Annotated in this window: 18 protein-coding genes and 4 pseudogenes; 8 read left to right on the top strand and 14 right to left on the bottom strand. The window is 67.7% G+C overall.

Translation table 11 applies throughout. The features are described from left to right. Positions 1 to 20: 20 nt before the first annotated feature. The 3 genes and pseudogenes from gad to BN4332_RS20525 form a co-directional block, all read right to left on the bottom strand. Positions 21 to 1,403 (bottom strand): glutamate decarboxylase, encoded by a 1,383-nt coding sequence (gad, locus tag BN4332_RS20515; RefSeq protein ID WP_066901101.1) that lies wholly within the window; start codon positions 1,401 to 1,403, stop codon positions 21 to 23. Between the two features lie 28 nt (positions 1,404 to 1,431). Then, positions 1,432 to 2,513 (bottom strand): annotated as a pseudogene (locus tag BN4332_RS20520) (NAD(P)H-hydrate epimerase). A 63-nt stretch (positions 2,514 to 2,576) separates the two neighbouring features. Then, complete coding sequence (locus tag BN4332_RS20525) at positions 2,577 to 3,467, bottom strand: aminotransferase-like domain-containing protein (RefSeq protein WP_066901103.1); 891 nt, start codon at positions 3,465 to 3,467, stop codon at positions 2,577 to 2,579. 57 nt (positions 3,468 to 3,524) lie between these two features. Between BN4332_RS20525 and BN4332_RS20530 the strand changes: the two genes are divergently transcribed. After that, positions 3,525 to 4,505 carry a DMT family transporter gene (locus BN4332_RS20530; RefSeq protein WP_066901106.1) on the top strand — a complete coding sequence of 327 codons (981 nt, stop codon included), beginning with the start codon at positions 3,525 to 3,527 and terminating at the stop codon, positions 4,503 to 4,505. Here BN4332_RS20530 and BN4332_RS20535 read toward each other — a convergent pair. Next, positions 4,394 to 5,041, bottom strand: coding sequence for a TetR/AcrR family transcriptional regulator C-terminal domain-containing protein (locus tag BN4332_RS20535; protein WP_235654156.1), 648 nt, complete (start codon positions 5,039 to 5,041; stop codon positions 4,394 to 4,396). The two genes, BN4332_RS20530 and BN4332_RS20535, sit on opposite strands and share 112 nt — an antisense overlap. 64 nt (positions 5,042 to 5,105) lie before the next feature. Here BN4332_RS20535 and BN4332_RS20540 point away from each other — a divergent pair, with 64 nt between their 5' ends. Then, the gene (locus BN4332_RS20540) at positions 5,106 to 6,065 is read left to right on the top strand and encodes a PDR/VanB family oxidoreductase (protein WP_096866952.1); all 960 of its coding nucleotides are present in this window, start codon (positions 5,106 to 5,108) and stop codon (positions 6,063 to 6,065) included. Between the two features lie 11 nt (positions 6,066 to 6,076). Further along, entirely contained in the window at positions 6,077 to 6,745 is a 669-nt protein-coding gene (locus BN4332_RS20545) for an MSMEG_1061 family FMN-dependent PPOX-type flavoprotein (protein WP_066901109.1), read from the top strand. A 47-nt stretch (positions 6,746 to 6,792) separates the two neighbouring features. Here the strand turns inward: BN4332_RS20545 and BN4332_RS20550 are convergent, their stop codons facing one another. Both BN4332_RS20550 and cynS read right to left on the bottom strand, forming a co-directional pair. Then, positions 6,793 to 7,662 (bottom strand): formate/nitrite transporter family protein, encoded by an 870-nt coding sequence (locus tag BN4332_RS20550; protein ID WP_066901111.1) that lies wholly within the window; start codon positions 7,660 to 7,662, stop codon positions 6,793 to 6,795. A gap of 23 nt (positions 7,663 to 7,685) precedes the next feature. After that, positions 7,686 to 8,123: a cyanase gene (gene cynS, locus BN4332_RS20555; RefSeq protein WP_066901113.1), complete on the bottom strand. Its 438-nt coding sequence runs from the start codon at positions 8,121 to 8,123 to the stop codon at positions 7,686 to 7,688. A 219-nt stretch (positions 8,124 to 8,342) separates the two neighbouring features. Here cynS and BN4332_RS20560 point away from each other — a divergent pair, with 219 nt between their 5' ends. Then, positions 8,343 to 9,119: a helix-turn-helix domain-containing protein gene (locus BN4332_RS20560; protein WP_084459349.1), complete on the top strand. Its 777-nt coding sequence runs from the start codon at positions 8,343 to 8,345 to the stop codon at positions 9,117 to 9,119. A 13-nt stretch (positions 9,120 to 9,132) separates the two neighbouring features. On the opposite strand, the gene BN4332_RS20565 is transcribed toward BN4332_RS20560, so the two are convergent. Beyond that, positions 9,133 to 10,053 carry an alpha/beta fold hydrolase gene (locus BN4332_RS20565; protein ID WP_066901117.1) on the bottom strand — a complete coding sequence of 307 codons (921 nt, stop codon included), beginning with the start codon at positions 10,051 to 10,053 and terminating at the stop codon, positions 9,133 to 9,135. Positions 10,054 to 10,140: 87 nt separating this feature from the next. After that, on the bottom strand, positions 10,141 to 12,015 hold the full coding sequence (glmS, locus tag BN4332_RS20570) for a glutamine--fructose-6-phosphate transaminase (isomerizing) (RefSeq protein ID WP_066901119.1): 1,875 nt from the start codon (positions 12,013 to 12,015) through the stop codon (positions 10,141 to 10,143). 116 nt (positions 12,016 to 12,131) lie between these two features. Between glmS and BN4332_RS34530 the strand changes: the two are divergent. The 4 genes and pseudogenes from BN4332_RS34530 to BN4332_RS20585 form a co-directional block, all read left to right on the top strand. After that, positions 12,132 to 12,407, top strand: a pseudogene (locus BN4332_RS34530) (hypothetical protein); the annotation flags it as partial. 98 nt (positions 12,408 to 12,505) lie between these two features. Further along, a complete protein-coding gene (locus BN4332_RS33285; RefSeq protein WP_160110898.1) occupies positions 12,506 to 12,682 on the top strand; it encodes a hypothetical protein in 177 nt (58 codons plus the stop codon). A gap of 351 nt (positions 12,683 to 13,033) precedes the next feature. Next, positions 13,034 to 13,327: pseudogene (locus BN4332_RS20580) on the top strand (hypothetical protein); the annotation flags it as partial. A gap of 6 nt (positions 13,328 to 13,333) precedes the next feature. Beyond that, complete coding sequence (locus BN4332_RS20585; protein ID WP_066901123.1) at positions 13,334 to 13,966, top strand: hypothetical protein; 633 nt, start codon at positions 13,334 to 13,336, stop codon at positions 13,964 to 13,966. Positions 13,967 to 14,070: 104 nt separating this feature from the next. On the opposite strand, the gene BN4332_RS20590 is transcribed toward BN4332_RS20585, so the two are convergent. The 6 genes and pseudogenes from BN4332_RS20590 to gabT all read right to left on the bottom strand — a co-directional run bounded on the left by BN4332_RS20590 (position 14,071) and on the right by gabT (position 24,045). Continuing rightward, the gene (locus BN4332_RS20590) at positions 14,071 to 16,440 is read right to left on the bottom strand and encodes a hypothetical protein (protein WP_066901125.1); all 2,370 of its coding nucleotides are present in this window, start codon (positions 16,438 to 16,440) and stop codon (positions 14,071 to 14,073) included. A gap of 909 nt (positions 16,441 to 17,349) precedes the next feature. After that, the gene (locus BN4332_RS20595) at positions 17,350 to 18,894 is read right to left on the bottom strand and encodes a PucR family transcriptional regulator (protein ID WP_066901127.1); all 1,545 of its coding nucleotides are present in this window, start codon (positions 18,892 to 18,894) and stop codon (positions 17,350 to 17,352) included. Positions 18,895 to 18,960: 66 nt separating this feature from the next. Continuing rightward, positions 18,961 to 20,076, bottom strand: coding sequence for a CaiB/BaiF CoA transferase family protein (locus BN4332_RS20600; RefSeq protein WP_066901129.1), 1,116 nt, complete (start codon positions 20,074 to 20,076; stop codon positions 18,961 to 18,963). Continuing rightward, positions 20,073 to 21,539, bottom strand: a complete 1,467-nt coding sequence (locus BN4332_RS20605; RefSeq protein ID WP_066901211.1) for an aldehyde dehydrogenase family protein — start codon at positions 21,537 to 21,539, stop codon at positions 20,073 to 20,075. The genes BN4332_RS20600 and BN4332_RS20605 overlap by 4 nt, the downstream gene beginning before the upstream one ends. 31 nt (positions 21,540 to 21,570) lie before the next feature. Next, positions 21,571 to 22,767, bottom strand: a complete 1,197-nt coding sequence (locus tag BN4332_RS20610) for an acyl-CoA dehydrogenase family protein (RefSeq protein WP_066901131.1) — start codon at positions 22,765 to 22,767, stop codon at positions 21,571 to 21,573. 35 nt (positions 22,768 to 22,802) lie between these two features. Then, positions 22,803 to 24,045 (bottom strand): annotated as a pseudogene (gene gabT / locus BN4332_RS20615) (4-aminobutyrate--2-oxoglutarate transaminase). Positions 24,046 to 24,396: the final 351 nt, after the last annotated feature.

Consider the following 24,396-nt stretch of genomic DNA (forward strand, 5'->3'; position numbering starts at 1 on the left):
GCGGACCGGTCAGGGCCTGTCTAGTGCGCAAACGGCTGCAGGTCGTTGAACGCACCACGCGGTTTGAGCGCGTCGAGCCGCCCGAGCACCGTGATCGTGTCCTCCTTGAGCGCGCGGGCCAGATCCGCCGAGAAGCCCTCCCGCACGACGACGCGCAGCACCACGACGTCGGTGGCGCCCTCGGGCATCGTGTAGGCCGGCACCTGCCAGCCGAACGAGCGCAACCCTTCGGACACGTCGAACTCGGTGTATCCCGGTTTGCCCTTGAGCCGGAAGCTGACCACGGGGATGGCCGAACCATCGGTGATCAGCTCGAAGTGCTCACTGGCGCGCAGCTCGTCGCCCAACCAGCGAGCGGTCTGCGACAGGCACTGCATCACCTGGGTGTAGCCGGCCCGGCCCAACCGCAGGAAGTTGTAGTACTGGCCGACCACCTGATTGCCGGGCCGGGAGAAGTTCAGGGTGAACGTCGGCATGTCCCCGCCGAGGTAGTTGACGCGGAACACCAGATCCTCGGGCAGGTGCTCCTTGCTGCGCCACACCACGAAACCGATACCCGGGTAGGTCAGCCCGTATTTGTGTCCGCTGACGTTGATGGACACCACGCGCGGCAGCCGGAAATCCCACTCCAGGTCGGGGTGCAGGAACGGGACGACGAACCCGCCGCTGGCCGCGTCGACGTGCACGGGGATGTCCAGGTTCTTCTCCTCGGCGAGCTGGTCGAGCGCGGCACAGATCTCGGCGATCGGCTCCAGCTCACCGGTGTAGGTGGTGCCGAGGATCGCCACCACGCCGATGGTGTCCTCGTCGACCGCGTCGAGCACCTGTTCGGGGGTGATGACATAGCGCCCCTCCTCCATCGGCAGATAACGCGGCTCGACGTCGAAGTACCGGCAGAACTTCTCCCACACCACCTGGACGTTGGCGCCCATCACCAAGTTCGGGGTCCGCCCCTTCCAGTCTTTTCCGACCTTTTCGCGCCACCGCCACTTGAGGGCGAGCCCGCCCAGCATCACCGCCTCGCTGGACCCGATGGTGGAAACCCCGATGGCACTGGACGGGTCGTCGTCGCGCAGATCCTCGGCGTGGAACAGGTCGGCGACCATGCTCACGCACCGCGCTTCGATCGCGGCGGTGGCCGGGTACTCGTCCTTGTCGATCATGTTCTTGTCGAACGTTTCGGCCATCAGTTTCTCGGCCTCGGGGTCCATCCAGGTGGTGACGAACGTCGCGAGGTTCAACCGGGAGCTGCCGTCGAGCATCAGCTCGTCGTGGATGAACCGGTATGCCGCAGCGGGATCCATCGCCTCATCGGGCAGGCGCAGCGACGGCACCGGCGCCATCGCCAGCCGGCCGGTATACGCCGGTGAGATGTGCGGGGTGCGAGGGTGCTTGTGCGACATGGAGTTCCTTTTCGTTGCGGCGAACTGGTTACAGCGAGGCGATGGCGGCGCGGACGTGAGCGAGGATGCGCGACGCCGACGTCGGCGCCGGACTGGGACCAGGGTCGGCCGCCGACAGGTTGGCGGCCCGGGCGTGGACGAAGGCGGCCGCGGCGGCGGCCTCTCCGGCGGGCAGCCCGGCGGCCAGCAGGGCGCCGATCATGCCGGACAACACGTCACCGGATCCGGCTNCCCGACCACCCAGGCCTGCACCCGGCCCGCCTCCCGCGGGCTGGGCGCGGCGACCACCTCGGGCCAGTGTGAAAGCACTTGCGGTGCAGCACTTCCGGCATAACGGACCATGCCGGATGTGGCGGCGACCGCGGCGCCGGTGCTCAACACGGCCGCGCCGGGATAGGTCGCCGAACCGGAGACCACGCCCGTCACCCCCTGGGTGTACTTGTCGTCGTGCGGTCCCGGGACCGGCCACCGTGCCCGCACGTCGGCCACCTCCAGCCCGGCCAGGTCGGTGGGCGCCAGGTCCAACCCGATGTCGACGAGTTCGACGCGGCCGCACTCGCCCAGGGCGTGTACCGGTTTGAGCCCACCGAAGGTGACGGTCAGGACGGCATGCACGTACGGCCCGCCGGCTGCCCCGGTCTGCACGTCGAGTCCGCTGGGGATGTCCACGGCGACCACGGGCGCGGTGTTGGCCTCGAATACCGCTGCGGCGTCGGGTCGCAATCCCCCGCGGCCGGAGATCCCGACGACGCCGTCGATCACCAGATCGGTGCCGGCAGCGATGCCGGACACCACGCGCCCGCCGGATCGCCGGAACGCGGCCAGTCCCTTGGCGTGGGTTTTCTCCGGGTTGAGCAGCACGGCATCGGCGGCCGCACCCCGACGCCGCAGGAACGTCGCGGCCCACAGGGCGTCGCCGCCGTTGTCACCGGAGCCCACCACCGCGCAGATCCGCCGCCCCGCGATACCGCCGGTGCGAAGCTTGAGTTCGGCGGCGATCGCCGTCGCCAAACCATAAGCGGCACGGCCCATCAACACGCCGTCGGGCAGCGATGCCAGCAGTGGGGCCTCGGCGGCACGGATCGCATCGGCCGAGTAGTAGTACCGCATCAGCTCCCGCCCGTTCGAGGTGTCGTCGACTTTGCCGCGCGCCAACAGGTTACGTGTGTTTGCTCAGCGCGGGCTGAGATTCGCGCCGACGATCCGCGCGATCGTGGTTGCAGCCTCGCGTAATCGGTCCGGCGGATGCGACGCGTAACCAAGCACCAGACCGGGTGGTCCGGGCAGTCGCCGGTGCCACGACACGGGATGCACCAGGACGCCGGCGTCACGCAGGTCGTCGGCCAGCGCGACGTCGTCGACGCCGTCGGGCAGCACCACCAGCAGATGCAGGCCGGCTGCCACGCCCGTCACCGTCGCCGTGGGCATTGCGGCCGACAACACCTCCAGCAGGGCATCGCGCCGGGCCCGGTGGCGCGCCCGCACCAGCCGGACATGCCGGTCGTACTCTCCGGATTCCAGCAGCCGGGCCAGCACGAGCTGCGGCAGGGTCGGGCTGCCGAGATCGGTGGCGTGCTTGGCCGCCACCAGATCCGGCTGCCGTCGGTGCGGCGCCACGAGCCAGCCCAGCCGCAGTGCGGGGGCCAAGCTTTTCGAGGTGCTGCCGGCATACGCGATACGGTCCGGTGCCGAGGGATGCATCGCCGGAACCGGCGCCCGGTCGTAGCGGTACTCGGCGTCGTAGTCGTCCTCGATGATCAGCGCCCCATCCCACGCGAGCAGCTCGCGACGACGCTGTGGGCCGAGCACCACGCCCGTCGGGAACTGATGCGCCGGGGTCAGGAAAACGGTGGGCGCCCCGGTGCGGGCCAGCTCGGTGACGAGAATGCCGTCCNTCGCGAGTTCGCCGGCCAGCACCCGGGTCGCCGGGAAGCGGGTGCCGGCGGTGAGCCGGCCATCGGCGATCGCGCTGCGCAACGCATCGGCGAGCCAGTCGGTCAGGCCCCGCGCCGGAGCGGTCGCCGGGTCGAGCTGCAGAAAGTCCGCACCCACCACTTGGTCCATGACAAACACCCAGACTTGGTTCTACTTGTTGGACCATGCTGGCCCCAGCATGGAAATATGTCCAGCCCCACTCGCGCCGGCCTGTCCGGCGCCCTCGGCATGGTTTTCGTCGGTGGCAGCGTGGCCGTCTCCGGCGCACTCGCCGACGCACCGCTGTACACAGCGCAGGCCCTGCGCTATGCCATCGCCTGCCTACTGTTGCTCGCCTGGGTCCGGCTGACCGGCCGAACCCTGCGCCGCCCCCGTGGCGCCGAATGGTTCTGGCTGTCGGGCGTCACCGTCAGTGGCCTGGTGTTGTTCAACGTGGCGCTGGTGTACGGATCACGCCATGCCGAGCCTGCGGTGTTGGCGGTCGCGGTGGCGTGCGTGCCGGTGGCGCTGGCCGTGGCCGGCCCACTCCTGGAAGGGCGCCGGGTCCGAACCAGGGTGCTGGCCGCGGCCATGGTGGTGAGCGTCGGGGCGGTCGTGGTGGAGGGCCTCGGCCATACCGACGGCATGGGCCTGCTCTGGGCGTTGGTGGTGTTCGGCTGCGAAGCTGGCTTCACCCTGCTGGCGGTGCCGGTACTGGCTTCGCACGGGCCGGCCGGAGTGTCGGTACACACCACCTGGTTGGCCGCGGCGATCTTCGGCGCGCTCGCACTGGGCACCGAGGGGTGGCGTGCCGCAGGCGATTTCGACACCGGCGAGATCCTGGCGATCGGGTATCTGGCCGTCGGCGTCACGGCGGTGGCGTTCATCCTCTGGTACACCTGCGTGCGCCGGCTCGGCGCCGGGGCGGCGGGGCTACTGACCGGGGTGGCACCGGTGGCGGCCGCGGTGATCGGGATACCCGTCACCGGCGCCCTGCCCGCCGCGGCGGTATGGGCCGGCGTCGGCCTGATCGCGTGCGGCCTGGCGTTGGGGCTGCGCGACTCCGGAGTCACCGGTCAGGCGCCACCGTCCGAGCGCATGCCCGACATCAGCAGGTTCAGCCCGAAGTCGAATCGCGCGTCGAAGTCGAGCAGCTGCTCGACGGGGCTAGATGCCAGGTGCGGATAGTCGCCGGCATCGACCACGCCTTCGAGCGTTTCGATCTCGCCACCGGAGGCGCCCTGCTGCTCGAGGACTTCACCCAGGACGTAACAGAACAACGAGCTGGCGGCCCACAACGCGCGTTCACGTGTCAGACCACCGGCCTGGATGCAGCCGACGAGGGTGTCGACGAAGGTGAGGTTGGCCCGCTTGGCGGCGTAGTTGCCGCCGACGATGCGGGCTCCGTCCCGTTGCGCCAGTAGGGCCGAACGCAGGCCCACGGCAAGGCTTTTGGCGCGATCGGTCCATGCCGGCTGATCGGTCCGGGCGTTTTCGAGCGCCTTCGCCAGGATCGTCTCGGCCATCTCGTCGATCAGGGCGTCCTTGCCGTCGACCAGCCGGTAGATCGTCGGCAGATGGGCCCGGAGCCGGTCGGCCAGCCGTCGCATCGTCAGCGACTCCAGCCCGCCCTCGTTGACCAGCGCCAGCGCCTCCCCGACCACCCGGTCCACCGGCAGATTCGCCAGCGTCACGCGATCACGTCCTGGGGAGGCGGTTGACACGTTAACAACGTTATCAGTACGCTCTGACCTGCAATTAACATTGTTAATTGAGGAAGGGCGTGACGTGGGAGACGAAGTGGCAGGCGATGGGATCGGCGTCGCCGTACGACAGCTGCGGTGGGAAGCCGATGGCGTGGTGTCGGTGCAACTGCAGCCGTGTTCGGGTGAAACACTGCCGGCCTGGGAGCCCGGCGCCCACATCGATCTGGTCCTGCCGACCGGGATCCAGCGCCAATACTCGTTGTGCGGGCCGGTCGGTGAGCGGTCGTACTACCGCATCGGGGTGCGGCGAGAACGAACCAGCCGCGGCGGCTCCGAGTACGTGCACGCATTTCTGCGGCCCGGTCAACGGCTCACGGTCGCCGGGGTGCGGAACACCTTCCAGCTGCAGCGGGCCACCTCATATGTGTTCGTGGCCGGCGGCATCGGGATCACTCCCATTCTTCCGATGATCCGCCAGGCCGAATCATGGGGCCTGGATTGGGAACTGCTCTACGGCGGGCACACCGCCGCCTCGATGCCGTTCTCCGAAGAACTGCGGCAATACGGATCAAAGGTGAGCTTCTATCGCTCCGACACCGACGGTCGCATCCCGCTCGGCGAGCACTTCGCCGAGGTTCGGAGCGGGGTGAAGATCTATGCGTGCGGCCCGGCCGAACTGCTGTCGGCGCTGCAGGACGCCGTCGCCCACTGGCCGGCGGACAGTCTGCATCTCGAGCGCTTCAAACCGCGCAAGCGCGCGGCCGAGGTCGATGACAAACCGGTCGAAGTGGTGTGTGCGGCGTCGGGCAAGACCGTGAATGTCGAAGCGGGCCAGAGCATTCTGACCGCACTCGACGGTGCCGGGGTCAGCGTGCCGTCGTCGTGCCGATCGGGTATCTGCGGCGCCTGCGAGACCACCGTCGTCGACGGGGTGCCCGACCATCGCGACGACATCCTGTCCGAGTCCGAACGCGCCGCCAACGACCGCATGTACGTCTGCGTTTCCCGAGCGAAAACTCCCCGCCTCGTTCTCGACGTGTAAAGGATCCGGTGATGACAACCACAGGCACAGCCGCGGACTCGTACACCCCCGTCTCGATGGAGCGGATCAGGGAGATCGTCGGGCACCCCGAGCGGTTCATTGCGGAGAAGAAGGAGCCGAAACTCGGAGAGTTCTCGGCCCGGTTCATCGCACACAGCCCGTTCTTCTGCATGGCCACCGTGGGCGCCGACGGTCAATTGGACACGAGCCCACGGGGTGACCCACCGGGTTCGGTGCGGATTCTCGATCCGTGGACACTCGCCATCCCGGACCGTCCCGGCAACAAGCTCGCCGACTCCCACGAGAACATCACCAAGCACCCGGCGGTGGGCCTGGTCTTCTTTGTGCCCGGCCTCCGCGAGGTGATCCGGGTCAACGGTGACGCGTTCGTGACCGACGACCCCGACCTGCTCGAAATGCTCAGCGCCGACGGCAAACCCGCCGTGCTGGCCACCATCGTGCGTATCCGCGAGGTGTTCGGGCAGTGCGGCAAGGCCGTTATCCGGGCCAAGCTGTGGGAAGGCGACAGCCGCGGGCTGGCCGATGCCGTGACGTTGGGTGGGGACTTCTACACCCTCTCGATCACCGAGAGCGCGGCGAAGATGGCCGAGAAACTCGGTGACCTGGCCGGCTCACTCCATGCCGTGATCGACGACCACTATCAGAACGAGCTGTACTGACCGGAGCCCATCGCCTCGCGATCGTCTTCACGTTCGGGCTGACAGCGCTATTCCACCGTGACCGACTTCGCCAGGTTGCCCGGCTTGTCCACAGAGACCAGCCCCGCCGGCCGGGGCCGGGACGGCGCGGTCTTACCGTGGGTCGCGTAGATCACCAGTCCGACGAACGCGAGACCGCCGACGAGATTGCCCAGCACCGTGGGAATCTCGTTCCATAGCAGGTAGTCGCCGATCGTGAAATCCCCACCGAGCATCAGCCCGGAGGGAAACAGGAACATGTTGACGATCGAGTGCTCGAAACCGAGATAGAAGAACACCGTGATCGGCATCCACATCGCGATCACCTTGCCGGGCAGACTGTCGGACATCATCGCCCCGACCACTCCGGTGGAGACCATCCAGTTGCACATCACACCGCGTAGGAACAGCGTCAACATGCCTGCGGCGCCATGGTCGGCGTATCCCACGGTGCGGCCCTCACCGATCTGACCGATGGCCTGCCCGACTGCATCTGGCTCGACGCTGAAACCGTAAGTGAAGTAGATCGCCATGAACACCGCAACGGTGAGCGCACCGGCGAAGTTGCCGATGAACACCAGGCCCCAGTTACGCAGCAGCGCAGCAATACTCACACCGGGACGCTTGTCGAGCCACGCCAACGGTACAAGGGTGAACACGGCCGTCAACAGGTCGAATCCGAGCAGATGCAGGATGCAGAAGCCGACCGGAAACAGTACGGCCCCCAGCAGTGGCTCACCGGTCCGGACGGAGATCGTCACCGCGAACGCCGCGGCCAGGGCGAGGATCGCCCCGGCCATGTACGCGCGGATGAGGGTGTCACGGGTTGACATGAAGACCTTGGACTCGCCCGCGTCGATGATCCGGGTGGCGAGTTCCTGGGGCTTGACGTAGGACATGGGCACGCTTCCTTCCTGAAGGGCTACCACTGGTAAGGCAGGAACTTGCCGTCGATGGTCACGACAACTCGATCGCCGTCCGGATGTTGACGTCGCGCGAATGACACATTGCAGTTGATTGCGCTCATGATCCCGTCACCGAATTCCTCGTGGATCAAAGCCTTGAACGCCGGGCCGTACACATTGATGAGTTCGACGAAACGGTAGATCGTCGGGTCGGTCGACAGCGACGGATCAGAAGTCCGGTATGGCTGACGCTGCAGCGCGGCAACAGTTTCGTTACTCAGGCCGAGCAACTCCCCTACCGCCGACGCTTCCTGCTGCGGTACGGGGTGGCTTCCCAAGAGTGCGGCGACAGTCCAGACGAGTGGCCGGTCAATGTGGTCCGCGATCGCCTGCCAGCCGATGCCGGTCTCGATGCGACGATCTTCGATCTCGGTGGTCCCAGGGGCATACGTCACGAGACGTCTCCTTGTCGTTGCCGAATTCACGCGGTCACTGTCGACCGCTGGCCTTCCATGTCACCGCGTCAGAACGGGCTGCGCCAATGGCAAAAGACGCGCCTGGTAAGGCATTTCGCGCATAGCCGTCGGTTAACCAGGGTGTAACAGGCGGGGAAACACGTCGAAACGCCTCACACCTACTGTCTTTGCAAGTTCAGGAGAAGTCAGGTGGGACCAATGGGCACGCGGACAAGCCTCACCATGAACGCACTCGGTGCGGACGCCTTGTCGGCCGTGATCGATATCGCGCCAACCCCGTTGTGGGTGATCGGCGCTGACGGCACTGTCGCCCTGGCCAATCGAGCAGCACTCGACATGCTCGGCTACAGATCTGCTGGTGAAGTGATCGGTGCACCCAGCCACGACACACTGCACGAGTGGCGACCTGACGGGTCGCGGTACCCATCACATTCCTGCCCGATCATGCATGAGCGGGTATCCGTCACGCCAGATCCCGAATGGTTCATCACTCGTGCCGGTCAGCCGATTCCGGTCACCTGGTCCGCGCGTCCACTGGGAACCGACGGGTCGCGGCTGCTGTCCTTCTGCGATGCGACGGAACGCATAGCGGCCGAAGATGCCACCGCCGACGATCTCGATGTCCGGACCGCGGTCGAAGCTACCGCTGTCCCCTCCCGCGCTCAGTTGCGCGCGCACCTGCTCGCCCACATTCGTGCCCGATTCCGCGACCCGGACTTCACCGCGACCACCCTGGCGTCCGAAGTGCATCTGTCGCTGCGCTCGGTGCAGCAGTTGCTGGCCGAGGACGGTCGCTCACCCGCTACCGAGATCCGACGCCGGCGCGTGGAATTCGCCGGCTCCCTGATCTCGCGAGGATCTCCGGTGAGCCAGGCCTGCCGAGCCAGCGGCTTCACCGAGACCGGCACCTTCAACCGTGCCTTCCGCCGCCAGTTCGGTTCATCGCCGAGCGAATGGGCGCGACGGTTCGACTGAAGACTGCACTCGGTTACGCCTCGTCCCAGAAGCGCCCCGCACGCTGCGCGATCTCGTCCGGGTATTCGCCGTTGATGGCGTGAGAGGCCTCGGGCCACAGTTCGATCTGGCCCCGCGGCAACAATTCTCGCGCCCGGGCGACGGCGCCATCCGGGTGGAGCATGACGCTGCGGCCCGCGATCAAGGCCAGCACGGGGGCCTCGATGGCGCGCAGCTGATCGTCGGTGAAGAGCTTCGGCATCGGCATGCGCAACGTGAAATCCTTTGCCCCGGCGTCGATCAGCGCGGCCTCGATCGCGGCGGCCTGCATATCGGCGCCACCCGATATCCAGCTCATCACCCGAAGGCGCCAGCGCTCCGGCACGCCAGGACCGAGCATGGCCACCGAGGCCAGGATCGCCTTGACCGGGATTGCGGTGAAAGTGAACACCGGGTCGAGCAAGGTCAGTGACGCAATCCGCGTGGGCCTATGCACCGCGCAGTTCGTGGCCGTCCAGCCACCCACCGAAACTCCGAGGAGGTGGGCCCGGTCCAGGCCGAGACCGGCCAGCGTCTCGTCGAGCCACCGGGCCTGGTCGCGGGCGTCGCGAATCTTGTTGTGCTGCACCGACAGGCCGGCCTCGCCGAGCAGGTCGATGCCGTACACGGTGCGGTGCCGCAACAGCGGCCCGAGGTTGGTGGCGTACATCGGTGTCGACGCATTGCGGCCGGGCAGCAGGACGGCCGGGGTGCCCTCCCCCGCGCCGGCGAACCGGTAGGCGCGCACGGTGCCGAACGCGGTTGGCACGTCGAACAGTTCGAAGTCCGGCAGGGCCGCCATCCCGGCCTCGTAGGTACGCAGGAAATGAGCGAAGGCCGCGTCGGAAACAAACGCCCCGAGCCCGCCACGGTCCCATCGCCCGGCGACGTTGACCTCGGGGACGCGCAGATCCACTAGGAGACCCCCACGCCGAACGTGAAGAAGATGGCGAGATTTCCGGGAAATTTCGCCATCTTCTTCACGTTGGACAGGCTGCCCGCGCTACTCGACCGTGACGGACTTCGCCAGATTGCGCGGCTTGTCCACGTCGTACCCGCGGGCCCGGGCCACCCCGGCGGCGAACACCTGCAGCGGGATCGTCGACAGCAACGGCTGGAACAGCGTCGACACCGCCGGGATCTCGATCAGGTGATCGGCGTAGGGCCGCACCGTGTCGTCGCCTTCCTCGGCGATGACGATCGTGATCGCGCCGCGCGCCTGGATCTCGCGGATGTTGGACAGCAGCTTGGCGTGCAGCATCTGCGCGTTCTTGGGCGACGGCATCACCACGATCACCGGTAGGTCCTCGTCGATCAGCGCGATCGGCCCGTGCTTGAGCTCGCCGGCCGCGAAGCCCTCGGCGTGCATGTACGCCAGCTCCTTGAGCTTGAGCGCACCCTCGAGCGCCACCGGGTAGCCGACGTGCCGGCCCAGGAACAGCACCGTGGGCGACTTCGCGAAGCGCTGCGCCAACTGCGCCACCGGTTCGATGCCGGCCAGCACCCGGCTGATCATGTCCGGCATGGCTTCCAGGTCGCGGTACTCGCGCTCCACCTCGTCGGGGTACTTGGTGCCGCGGGCCTGCGCCAGGGCCAGCCCCACCAGGTAGTTCGCCGCGATCTGCGCCAGGAATGTCTTGGTGGCGGCCACGCCGATCTCCGGCCCGGCCCGGGTGTAGAGCACCGCATCGGCCTCACGGGGGATCTGGCTGCCGTTGGTGTTGCAGATCGCCAGCACCTTGGCCTTCTGCGTCTTGGCGTGCCGCACCGCCTCCAGGGTGTCGGCGGTCTCGCCGGACTGCGAGATGGCGATCACCAGCGTGCTGCGGTCCAGCACCGGGTCCCGGTACCGGAACTCGCTGGCCAGCTCGACCTCGACCGGCAGCCGGGTCCAGTGCTCGATGGCGTACTTGGCCAGCAGGCCCGAGTGATACGCCGTGCCACAGGCCACGATGAAGACCTTGTCGATCTCGCGGAGTTCCTGATCGCTCAAGCGCTGCTCGTCGAGCACGATGTGGCCGTCGAAGTGGCCCAGCAGGGTGTCGGCAACCGCGGCCGGCTGCTCGGCGATCTCCTTGAGCATGAAGTAGTCGTAGCCACCCTTTTCGGCGGCGTCGAGATCCCAGTCGATGTGGAATTCGCGGTAGTCGCGGCCGGCCTCCAGGTCGTCGCGGCCGGCGAAGTCGGTGATCCGATAGCCGTCGGCGGTGATCACCACGGCCTGATCCTGGCCGAGCTCCACGGCGTTCCGGGTGTGCTCGATGAAGGCCGCGACGTCGGAGCCGACGAACATCTCGCCGTCGCCGATGCCGACCACCAGCGGGGTGGACCGGCGCGCCGCGATGATGGTGCCCGGATCGTCGGCGTTGGCGAACACCAGCGTGAAGTGGCCTTCGAGGCGCTGCAGCACGGCCAGTACGGAGGCCGGAAAATCTCCGGCAGTCGGCCCCTCGCGGTACTGCCGGGCGACCAGGTGCACGGCCACCTCGGAGTCGGTGTCGCTGGCGAACTCGACCCCGTCGGCCTCCAGCTCGGCGCGCAGACCGGCGAAGTTCTCGATGATGCCGTTGTGGACGACGGCGATCTTGCCCGCGGCGTCGCGGTGCGGGTGCGCATTGCGGTCGGTGGGCCGGCCGTGGGTGGCCCAGCGGGTGTGGCCCAGGCCGGTGGTGCCGGTCAGCACGCCGTCGTCGGTCTCGGCGAGGGTGGCTTCGAGGTTGGCCAGGCGACCGGCACGGCGGCGTACCGTCAGCCCGCCATCGCCGTCGATCAGCGCAATCCCCGCGGAGTCGTAGCCCCGGTATTCCATCCGGCGCAGCGCGTCGACCACGATGCCGTGGGCCGGGCGCGCCCCGACATAGCCGACGATTCCACACATAGGGTCCCAGGGTAGTGCAGTCGGCCGCCCGGCCCGATTCCGCGAGACGGCGGTTGACGCAAATCACCGTCGTCGCACCCGGGCGCGGATTCGCCGCCCTGCGCTACGGTCATCGCGTGGCCAGCACAAAGAAGCTCTTCGCAGGGTTGACCCGCCGAGGACCGCACCGCGTCCTGCGTGGCGACCTGGCTTTCGCCGGCGTGCCGGGAGTGGTGTACACACCGGAATCCGGCATGAACCTTCCAGGCGTGGTCTTCGGCCACGACTGGATGGCCCAGGCCGCCAATTACACCGGCACGCTGGAGCACCTCGCCTCCTGGGGCATCGTCGCCGCGGCGCCCGACACCGAGAAGGGGCTGGCGCCCTCGGTGCTCAATTTCGCCTTCNCGCTCGCGCCGGCGCCGACGGAACGCTCGACACCGCGCGATACCGCCGCGCCGGGGGCTATGCGCGGCCCGCCGCTTCGCCCCACGACCAGCCGCCGTGGAGCATGGACACCGACGAGTTCATCGAGCACTTCGGGCCTGCCGAACTCACTCATCGGTACTCCCTCACCGACGAGGTCCTGCCCGCTCACGAGGTGTACGACTTCGAATGGAACGGCAGGCGCTACGGCGCCGGCTTCAGCTGGGGCGTGTTCCTGCTCGCGGGCCAGTACTGGGAATGAGACGGAAATAGGGAACGGCCCCGTTTCCTGTGCCTGCGTCGGGGAGCAGGAGGAAACGGGGCCGGTACCGGGCGGGGTTAGGGAGAGCTACCCGGTACGTCTACCTATTCAGAGCCGCCGCCGGAGCCGCCGTTGCCGGAGCCGCCGTTGTTGGAGCCGCCCCCGGAACCGCCGTTGTCGGATCCGCCGTTGCGCTGCTGGCGCTGTGTCTTCCTTTCCTGCTTGTCGGCCTGCCGCTGCGTCTTGCGCTCGGCGGCCTGCGCCTTGCGTTCTGCGGTGCGCTCGGCCCGGGTGGACTCCTGGTTGTCCGCCCGGTCGGCCTTCTGCTCCGCGCGGGTGGCCTTGCGGTCNCTGGCCCGGGCCTGGGACGGCGCCACCCTGCGCACGGTCAGCAAGGCCAAGGCCGGCGGCCTGATCCAGGGACGGCGGCTGGCGCGGTTCCTCGGCCTGCCCGGCGCCGACCGCGAGACCCAGAAAATGGTGCGCGCCCTGCTCACCGGTTATCTGCTGGCCACGCTGACCGGCGACAAGACCTATCGCGATTTCGCCGATCCCGAGGTTGCCCTGCCCCACACCGAGACGGCCGACCCGAACGCCGATCCGGTGGCGCTCGAGGACAAGGTCGTCGCATTGCTCAAGCCCTGATGCGGCATGCCGGAACGAGACGATCCAATCCCCGACGACGTCACGTGGGTGCCCGCCGCGGAGCCTATCGAGCCGCCGGCGCTGCTGGTCCGGAAGCCATCCGGGGTACCGGATTTCGAAGTCCACCAGCTGATGACGATGAAGTGGGGCATGTTCCCGAGACGGGCCATGATCGAATGGACGCTGTCGGAATACGGGATCACGCTCGACGACGCGCAACGCATCCATCAGCGGGTCGCCCGGCTGCTCGAAGATGAGTCGTCTCGCTTCGACAACCTCAAGCAGATTGTCGGCGTGGCGAAACACGAGTCGACAGCGTTGACCTTCAGCAGCGTGTTGTGGCCGGGATTCGAGTTCACCGCTCGCGCCGGCGCCGACGGAACGCTCGACACCGCGCGATACCGCCGCGCCGGGGGCTATGCGCGGCCCGCCGCTTCGCCCCACGACCAGCCGCCGTGGAGCATGGACACCGACGAGTTCATCGAGCACTTCGGGCCTGCCGAACTCACTCATCGGTACTCCCTCACCGACGAGGTCCTGCCCGCTCACGAGGTGTACGACTTCGAATGGAACGGCAGGCGCTACGGCGCCGGCTTCAGCTGGGGCGTGTTCCTGCTCGCGGGCCAGTACTGGGAATGAGACGGAAATAGGGAACGGCCCCGTTTCCTGTGCCTGCGTCGGGGAGCAGGAGGAAACGGGGCCGGTACCGGGCGGGGTTAGGGAGAGCTACCCGGTACGTCTACCTATTCAGAGCCGCCGCCGGAGCCGCCGTTGCCGGAGCCGCCGTTGTTGGAGCCGCCCCCGGAACCGCCGTTGTCGGATCCGCCGTTGCGCTGCTGGCGCTGTGTCTTCCTTTCCTGCTTGTCGGCCTGCCGCTGCGTCTTGCGCTCGGCGGCCTGCGCCTTGCGTTCTGCGGTGCGCTCGGCCCGGGTGGACTCCTGGTTGTCCGCCCGGTCGGCCTTCTGCTCCGCGCGGGTGGCCTTGCGGTCCTGGCTCTGCTGGTCGCGGAGTTGCTTGCGCTCATCCCGCTTGGTGGGTGCCGGTGCGGTGTCGTCGCCGTCGGTGGCACTGCCCGCTCCGGTTCCACCGGTCGAACCGGTGCCCCCTTCGCTGCCGGTGCCGGTCGAGCCGGTGCCGGAGCCACTGCCGGTCGAGCCACTGCCGCTGTCGGTGCCGCCGGTCGACGCGTTGTCCGTACCGGTCCCGGTGCCGGACTCCGATCCACCCGACCCGGTGGTGTCGCTGCCGGCACCGGCCTTGCCGTCGGTGGCGTCCGTGCCGGGCGCCGAGCCCGCCGACGTGCCCTCAGATCCCGTGGCAGAACCGCTTTCCGACCCGGCCGTGGTGTCCGTCTTGCTCTCGGAGACCGGCTTGACGCCGGCGTCGACTGCGCCCGCGGAAAGTTCGGCCTTGGGCAGCGAAACGTTCACCAGCGCCTTGGTCTGCGGAAGAGCCGCCGGCCCAACGGTTTCTGGCGCTTCGGGCTGCGGCACCTGGAAGCCGATGGCGGCCAGGAAGCCGGCGGTGAGCGCGGTCGCAGCGGTTTGCCCGGTCTGCGCCAGCGAGGCGGAGATGTCCGAGAACGCCACCGCACCGATGTCAGCCACATCGGCCAGCCCGGCCAGGCTGGCATTCAGCGCCGCGAGCCCACCGAGGGTGAGGTTGCCGACCGCATCGCGGACGGTGCCCGCACTGACCAAGGACGCAGCTGTCGCGGTGGCCTGCTCCACCGGCGGCTGGAAGCCGATGGCGGCCAGGAAGCCGGCGGTGAGCGCGGTCGCAGCGGTTTGCCCGGTCTGCGCCAGGGAAGCCGCGATGTCCGAGAACGCCACGGCCCCAATGTCAGCCACATCGGCCAGCCCGGCCAGGCTGGCATTGAACGCCGCGAGCCCACCGAGGGTGAGATTGCCGACCGCATCGCGAATGGTGCCAGGACTGACCATCGCCGCGCTCGCCAGCGTGCTGGTCTGCTCCTCCGTCGGCACCTGGAAGCCGATGGCGGCCAGGAAGCCGGCGGTGAGCGCGGTGGCAGCGGTTTGCCCGGTCAGGGCCAACGAGGCGGCGATGTCCGAGAACGCCACCGCACCGATGTCAGCCACGTCGGCCAGCCCGCCCAGACCCGCGTTGAAGGCACCGAGGAAGCCCAGCGTCAGGTTGCCCACGGCATCACGGATACCGCCGGGGCTGACCATCGCCGCGGCCGCCGTCGCCGGTGTCGTCGAGTCCGGAACCTGGAAGCCGATGGCGGCCAGGAACCCACTCGTCAGCGCCGTCGCAGCGGTCTGGCCGGTGACGGCCAGAGATGTCACGATGTCGGAGAACGCCACGGCACCGATATCGGCCGCGTCGGCCAGTCCGCCGAGGGTGGCATTGACCGCCGTCAGGAAGCCCAGGGTCAGGTTGCCCACCGCATCGCGAAGATCGTTGGTGCTGACCATCGTTCGTGCCGCGGACGCGGTGACGACGCCGCCCTCGGCCGGCATCTCGAAGCCGATGGCGGCCAGGAACCCTGCGGTCAGCGCGGTCGCGACAGTCTGGCCGGTCAACGCCAGCGAGGCGGCGATGTCCGAGAACGCCACCGCGCCGATGTCCGACACATCGGCCAGCCCACCGAGGCCGGCGTTGACCGCCGTCAGGAAGCCCAGGGTCAGGTTCCCGATGGCGTCGCGGATGTCGGCCGTGCTGACCAGAGTGGTCGCCGCGGCGGCCGAGGCATTGTCACCGGCCGGAACCTCGAAACCGATCGCGGCCAGGAATCCCGCCACCAGAGCGGTGTTCATGGTCTGCCCGGTCAGCGCCATGGACGACGCGATGTCCGAGAATGCCGTCGCGCCAATGCCTGCGGCATCAGCCGCGCCCGCCAAGGCGATGTTGAACGCCCCGAGCCCACCGAGGGTGAGGTTTCCGAGCGCGTCACGGATGGCGGCCGTGCTCGGCAGGCCCAGCAGCGCCGAGCTCAGCGCCGTCGGCGTGTAGTCGGCGAATACGGCCGACAGATCGTCCGCCCTGACCGTGATGTCCGGCGGCGCGGGAGCGATCGGAGCAGCAATCAATGCTGTCGCCCCGACCGCCGCGATTCCGGCGGTGAGATATGACCGTGCAGCAACTTCCATGGCTTCCCCTTTGGGAGGTGTGGATCTTGGACGAGCAAACCGTACCTGAGAGCCAGATAAGTAACCAGCCCAATTCGCGGAAGTTGTTTTTTCAATTTTCACCGCCCCAGCTGCACGTTTGCTCTTTTTCCGTAGCGGAATGGTGGGGATCATCCCGTGCCGACATGTTTCGGCAAACAATTGTTGAAACGTTTCCGAGTAGTGACGACCAGTCCGTGCGGCCGGCTTTTCCGTGGGGTGACGCAATAGCTGAACTCGCGGCTCAGTGCGGATGAGCGATGCCAAGGGCGCCGCGCCGGCATGGGCGGCGCTTTGCGTGAATCTCCTGCGCCTGGCCCAGCCGAAAGGTTGCCGTCGTCGCGCCGGTCGGCGGGCCCCCGATTCAGCAATCCGAGTCCGAACCACCGGCCAGGTCGGCGGCGGGTAACTGTACCCGCTGGTAGGAACGATTTATTCGCTCGAAGTAGCGCCAGTATCACGGCGAGGACACCGGAGTGTTGCGGTCGTGTCGGACTACTTTCGGACCCGCCGGGCAGGTTCGGCGGTCAGTTGCGATGCCGTGAACTCACCGCTTTGGAGGGACTGCCGACTCGCTGTTGCCTCCAGTGCCGAGCGGGTTCGCGGCCCACCGTTGACCGGTGTCGGGTGGTCGCCGCAGCACTGTGGCCGAACGCTGTACGTGCATCGAAACCGTTAACGATTACTTGATGCACGGCCCGCCCGGGGTTCCCGAGTAACGCGCGCCGTCGTAAGGTTGCTATCGGTGTCTGGCGCCCATGCGAGGACCATGGGTGTCATTTTTTGGCGCCCGACTGTGGCCGCGGTATCACAACCGTTCACCATCCGTCCAGCAAATGTTATTGAAGGACGTTTCGGCTAACTTGTCCCCGCCGACTGCGCGCGGCTCCATCAGTCCGGACAGTCGATCCGCAGAAGCTCGCGGGCCCTGATCGCAAGGAGTAGCTGAGCCCGAACGTCGGGGCTTTGCAGGTCTCGCCGGGTGAGCTGAGCGATCTTGGCGACCCGGTTGCGCATGGTGTGGCGGTGGATGCCCAGTTCGGCCGCCGCGCCTTCCAGGTGACCGTTGTGCCGCAGGTAGCTTTCCAAGGTGGCGAGCAGTCCGTCGCCGGTGCTGTTGAGGCTCGTGTCCTGATCGACAAGCGGAGCAATGGCTTCGGCGATCAGGCGCAACTCAGCCGCGCTGCGCCCGCCGAGGATGACGTCGAAAAGCCCGATCTCCGAATAGTTTTGGAACGCATCGTCGCCGTTGCCGATCAGCGCGGCAGTGCGGGCCTGATTCACCGCGGTGCCGATGTCGTCGAAAGTGGCAGGCTTGCTCAGGCCTCCGCGCACCCGCTTCTGCAACTGGGCGCTGATCTCGGTGGCCAGCAACGGCGCGGCGGCGGATTCGGCGGCAGGCAGGATGACGATCAATTCTCCTGCGCGGGAACAGATCAGGTAGCGGGATTGCCGGGACTCGAGCACGCGAAGCGCGTGCGTCTCGGCGGTGAGGCTGGGGCCGGTGCCGGCCAACGCCACCACGACGATGTCCTCGTCGGGGTCGAACCGGAAGTATCTGAGGACGGCGTGATCGATGGTCGGCGGGTCGGCGATGAGTCCGGCGGTGGTGGCGACCCGCAGCCGGTGCTCGGCGTCCAAGATCTTGGCGGGCTTGCCCATTTCGATGGAGATCAGCGATACGGCATGGGCGACGAGCAGGCGTTCGGTGGGAGACGGTGGCTCGTTGGTCTTGACGGCCAGATACCCGCGCAGCGGCTGGGCCGCCTTGAGCGCCTGCAGCGTGCAGTAACCGGAGCCGTCGGCGATGACGCGGCTGGCGTGTTTGGCCCGCCTGTTCGCACCGTCCTCGGTCAACTCTGCGGCCAGCGTGCAGACATGATCGGTTTCGGATCCGCTGGCCGCCAAGGCATTACCGTCGACGTCGATGACGACGACGGTGGCCGAGAGCAGCTTGCTCAATGCGGCGACGACAGCGGGGATACCGTTTCTCAGGGTTTCCCGGGCCAGCACCTCCTGTTGATCGACGACGCGCTGGACCGAGCGGAGTTGGTCGGCGGTGACTTCATCGATGATGGCCCGGGTGATGGCGATGAACGGGGTTTCCGGCGGAACGCTGAGCACCGGCAACCCCAGCGCATCGCCCGCGGCGATGATGCCGGCCGGCACGGCCCGGTGCGTGGTCCCGGTGTCGAAGGCCAACGCGGCGACACCGGCCGAGGACAGCCGAGCCAGGTATTCGAACTGTCGGTCGGCGGTGTCCCCCACGTTCATGCCGGTCGTCATGACGAGTTCGCCGCCCGAGAGGTACGGCGTCGGGTCTTCGAGTTCGATCGCATGAGCCCACCCGATCGAGCGGTCACCCCCGTCGCGACCGGCTATCAAGGTCAGGCCCAGCCCGGGAGTCTGCGCGAGTCGGCGCACGGTCATCGTCATGGGCACACCCTCGTGCCGTCACCCGGGGAAGCACTGTGCACCACAGTTCTAATGTAAGGGCGCTCGTCAGGTGGTGCCCTGTCCCAGCCGGGGCGGGCCGCTGCGGTACTGCGGCGGTGTGACCGACAGCGAGACCGGGTTGGCGACCTGCGGGGTGCTGCTGCCGGGAACCGGCACGGTCACCGTCAGCCCCAGCTTCTCGGCGAACGTGAACGCCTCCGCCATGTCGTTGATCGGACCTGCCGGCACGCCCGCGGCTGTGAGCACCTCATACCAGTGGTCGGCACCATGGGTGATGAGCCGGGCCTCCAGCAGGGCACAGAGTTCGTCTCGGTGCCGCACCCGTAATGCGTTGGACGTGAAGCGTTCGTCATCGACGAGGCCGCCGAGTTCCAGCGCGGCGGCCAGCAGCCGGAACTGCTTGTCATTGCCGACGGCCAGCGCGATGGGCCGATCCGCGGTGTTGAAGGTCTGGTACGGCGCAATGCTGGGATGGCGATTTCCCATGATCGTCGGGACGCTTCCCGCCCCCAGGAAGCCAGAGGCCTGGTTGACCATGGAGGACAACAACACCGAAAGCAGGTTGGTGTCGACGCGTTGTCCCTGCCCGGTGCGGTCGCGGTGGGCCAGCGCCACCAGGATGCCGGTGACGGCGTGCACGCCGGTGAGCACGTCGACCATCGCGACCCCGACCTTGGTGGGTTCGCCGGGTTGCGGGCCGGTGATGCTCATCAGACCGCCGACAGCTTGGACCAGCAGATCGTAGCCGGGCAGGGCCGCCCCGCCGTCGTGCCCGAATCCGGTGATGGCGCAGTAGATCAGGTCTGGCTTGACCTCACGGAGGGTGTCATAGCCGAGTCCGAGCTTTTCCATGGTCCCCGGCCGGAAGTTCTCGACGACGATGTCGGCGTGGCTGACCAACTCGCGGGCCCGGGCGACATCGCCGGGATCGGTGAGATCGAGCACCAGAGACCGCTTGTTGCGGTTGACGGAATTGAAGTAGGTGGCGACGCCGTCGGCATCGTAGGGCGGTCCCCATTCGCGGGTGTCGTCCCCGACGCCGGGCCGCTCGATCTTGATGACATCGGCACCGAAATCGCCGAGCATCATCGTGGCGTACGGGCCGGCGAGCACGCGACTGAAGTCGACGACGGTGATTCCGTCCAGCGCACCGGCGCTCATGAGCGCGGTGCTCCGCCGCGCAGATACACCGTGGTGGTGTGGGTGAAGAACTCCCGGGCCGCCGATCCTTGTTCCTTGGGCCCCAGCCCGCTCTTCTTGGCGCCACCGAACGGCACGTGCGGATCGGCCCCGGCGGATTCGGAGTTGACGTGCAGTACCCCGACGTCGAGGTGTTCGACCGCCTGCAGCGCGCGGGTCAGGTCCTGGGTGAAAACCGCGGCCGAGAGGCCGAATTCACTGTCATTGGCCAGTGCGAACGCTTCCTCGGCGTCGGTGGCGCGGCGGACCGCGAGCACCGGGCCGAACAACTCATCGGTCCACAGGTCGGCGGGCTGGTCGCCGAGTTCGACGACGGTGGGCGCGACAAAGTAACCGCGGGACCGGATTTCGTCGGTGTAGGGCTGCCCGCCGGCCAGAACGGCCGCTCCCTGCGACCGCGCCGTTTCGATCCCGGTCGTGATCGTCTTGTGCGCCGACTCGCTGACGACCGGTCCCATCTGGGTGGCCTCATCGACAGGATCGCCCACCACGAGCGCCCCGGCCCGGTCAGTGAGCGCATCCAGGAAACGGTCGGCGATCTTCTCGGTGAGGATCAACCGGGATGTGGCGGTGCACTTTTGACCGGTCGAGCGGAACGCACCCAGCATCACCTGCTCGACCGCCAGGTCCAGATCGGCATCGTCGAGCACGACAGCGGCGTTCTTGCCGCCCATCTCGGCCTGCGCGGGCACGCCGCGCTCGGCCGCCAGGCTCGCGATCCGGCGCCCGATGCCGGTCGATCCGGTGAAAGTAATGGCATCGACGTCGGGATGGTTGACGATTCCGTCGCCGATGGCCGAGCCACCGATGAGCAGATTGAGCACACCCGCCGGCAGACCCGCGGTGTCCAGCGCGCTCGCCAGGTGCATCGCGAGCAACGGCACGGTGCTGGCGGGCTTCCACACCACCGAGTTGCCGTAGATCAGAGCCGGCGCGATCTTCCAGGCCGGGATGGCGATGGGGAAGTTGAACGGCGTGATGACCCCGACGACGCCAACCGGCTTGCGGGTGACCAGGATCTGTTCACCGGCACGCGGCGAGGCGTAGATCTCACCGGCCTGGCGATCGCCCTCGTTGCCGTAGTAACGCAGGATCTGGGCCGCACGACGCACTTCACCGACGCCTTCGGCCAGCGTCTTGCCTTCTTCGACCGACAGGTCACGCCCCCACTCGGCGGCCTTCTCGTCGAGGATCTCGGCCGCGGCCAGCAGCACGCCCCCGCGCGCGGCCATCGGGGTGGCCGCCCACCCGCGAACCGCGTCGCCGGCCGCGGCCACCGCTGCGTCCAGATGGTCCGTGCTCGCGGCGCCGCCTTCGGCGACGATCGACTGCGGCCGCGAAGGATCGACACTCCGGACACCGTCACCCTCGCCGGAAATCCATTGCCCGGCAACGAGGTGCTGCAGCCGTACAGGAGTCTGCATGGTCATTCGGTTGCTCCAATCAGGTTGCGGCTCAGCGGAAGGCGGCTTGGCCGGTGAGTGCTTTGCCGATCGCGAGCAGGTGCATCTCTGAAGTGCCTTCGTAGGTCAGCACCGATTCGAGGTTGTTGGCGTGACGCAGCGGCGAGTACTCCAGCGTGATGCCGCTGCCACCCAGCAGGGTCCGGCATTCCCGCGCGATGGCCAGCGCCTCGCGCACATTGTTGAGCTTGCCCAGGCTGATCTGCTCGGGCCGCACCCCGTCGGCATCCTTGATCCGGCCCAGATGAATCGCCAGCAACATGCCCTTGCCCAGCTCCAGGGTCATGTTGGCCAGCTTCTCCTGGGTGAGCTGATAGCTCGATAACGGTTTGTCGAACACCTCACGGCTGTGCGTGTAGGCGATCGCGGACTCCAAACTGTCCCGCGCAGCGCCCAGCGCACCGAACACGATCCCGAACCGGGCCTCGTTCAGACACGACAACGGACCCGACAATCCCTGGGCCAACGGCAACTGCGCCGAGGCGGGCAGGCGCACATTGTCCAACACCAACTCCGAAGTCACCGACGCCCGCAACGACAACTTGCGGTGGATCGCGTTGGCGGTGAATCCCGGGGTGTCGGTGGGCACCACAAAGCCGCGGATCCCGTCATCGGTCTGCGCCCACACCGTGGCCACATCAGCCAGGTTGCCGTTGGTGATCCACATCTTGGTGCCGTTGAGCACCCAATCGGTCCCGTCACGGCGGGCGCGGGTGCGCATGCCGGCCGGGTTGGAACCGAAATCGGGCTCGGTCAGGCCGAAACACCCGATCGCCTCACCGGTGGCAAGCCGCGGCAGCCACTCCTGCTTCTGCTCCTCGGAGCCGAACCGGTAGATCGAGAACATCGACAGCGAGCCCTGTACCGAGACGAAGCTGCGAAACCCGCTGTCACCGGCCTCCAACTCCATACAGGCCAGCCCGTAGCTGACCGCGTTGGTGCCCGCGCACCCATACCCCTGCAGGTGCATGCCCAGCACACCCAGCTCACCGAACTCCTTGGCCAATTCCCGCGGCAGAGTGGCCGATTCGAACCAGCCCTCCACATTCGGCTTGAGCCGGGCCTCGACGAACTGGCGCACCGTCGCGGCGATATCCCGCTCATCCTGATCAAGCAACCGGTCGGTGTCGAACAACTCCAGCGGCCGGTACACGGACTTCTTGGCAGCCGGGACAGCAGTGGCGGTCATGGGGTAACTCCTGGGCGTTGGTTGGGTGGGTGAGGTCAGAGCGCGGCAAAGGCGTCGCGTACGACAGCCAGTGCCTCGATGAGCAGATCATCGGAGATGGACAGCGGCGGCAGGAAGCGCAGCACATTGCCGAAGGTTCCGGCGGTCAGCGTCAGCACACCGTTGTTGAGGCAGTGACGGCTGACCGCGGCCACGGCGTCACGGTTGGGGGTGCGGGTGCCGGGGACGACGAGTTCGGCGGCGATCATGGCGCCGCGACCGCGGATGTCGCCGAGCACGTCGGTGGTAGCGGCAATGCCACGAAGTTCGGACACCAGGATGTCGCCGATGGCCTGCGCACGGTCGAGCAACTGATGCTTCTCGATCTCGTCGAAGACGCCGAGGGCGGCCGCACAGGCCACCGGATTGCCGCTGTACGTGCCGCCGATCCCACCCGGATGCGCGGCGTCCATGATCTCGGCGCGCCCGGTGACCGCCGCCAACGGCATGCCGCCGGCCAGGCCCTTGGCGGTGACCACCAGGTCGGGCACCAGGCCGTCATGCTCACTGGCAAACCACGTTCCGGTGCGAGCGATGCCGGCCTGCACCTCGTCGGCGACCAACAGGATCCCGCGGTCACGGCAGAAGTCGGCCACCGCACGCAGGAACCCGTCTGCGGGAACGATGAATCCGCCTTCACCCTGGATGGGTTCGACCACGACGCAGGCCACCGCGTCAGCGCCGATCTGAGCATCGACGAGTTGGGCGAATTGGCTGAATGCCTCGGCGGCACAATTCTCCGGGCCGGACGGCCAGCGGTACGGGTAGGCCATCGGCGCGCGATACACCTCAGGCGCGAACGGCCCGAAGCTGTGCTTGTAGGGCTGGTTCTTGGCGGTCATGGTCATCGTCAGCAGCGAACGACCGTGGAAGGCGTGGTCGAACACCACCACGGCCGGCCGCTTGGTGGCGGCGCGGGCGTACTTGACCGCGTTCTCGACGGCCTCGCTGCCGGTGTTGAACAGCGCGGTGCGCTTCTCGTGTGTCCCGGGGGTGAGCCGGTTCAGCGTTTCGGCCACCTCGATGTAGGGCTCGTACGGCGTGGCCAGGAAGCAGGTGTGGGTGTAGCGGGCCAGCTGGTCGGCGGCACGCTCGACGACGGCGGGCGCGGCATTGCCCACNCAGCGCACCCGCGCGGCGGGCCGCCAACTCGCGGGAGCGCGGCCCGGGCACCTCGGTAACGAGTCGGCGTTCCTGACGCAGTCCCGGACCGCCGACCGCCGTGTCGAGCATCGTCATCTCGCTCATTCCTTCCGTCGATGTGGGCGTCACATTACGAACGGAACCGCCAGGCATCCTATCGCCGTATTGGACAAAATTCGCGCCCGCACTGTACATCGCGGTGATTCCAGTTCGCGGGCGGGTCCTCAACACTGTGGGCGTCGAACCGGGGGGACGCCGAATGGAGGAAAACTGTCATGGGCTCTGACGTCGCCATCACCGCGCGGCCGCACAGCGCGGAGATCGCCGAGGCGCTCGGCCGGATGCAGTCGCCTGGCGAACAGATGGTCTTCGTCGACCATGACGGGCTCGCGACGATCCGCGCCGTGGTGGCGTGGGCCGACCCGACGCCGTTGCTCACCGAGGCCT

Source organism: Mycolicibacterium houstonense, from assembly GCF_900078665.2.
Taxonomy (GTDB): Bacteria; Actinomycetota; Actinomycetes; order Mycobacteriales; family Mycobacteriaceae; genus Mycobacterium; species Mycobacterium houstonense.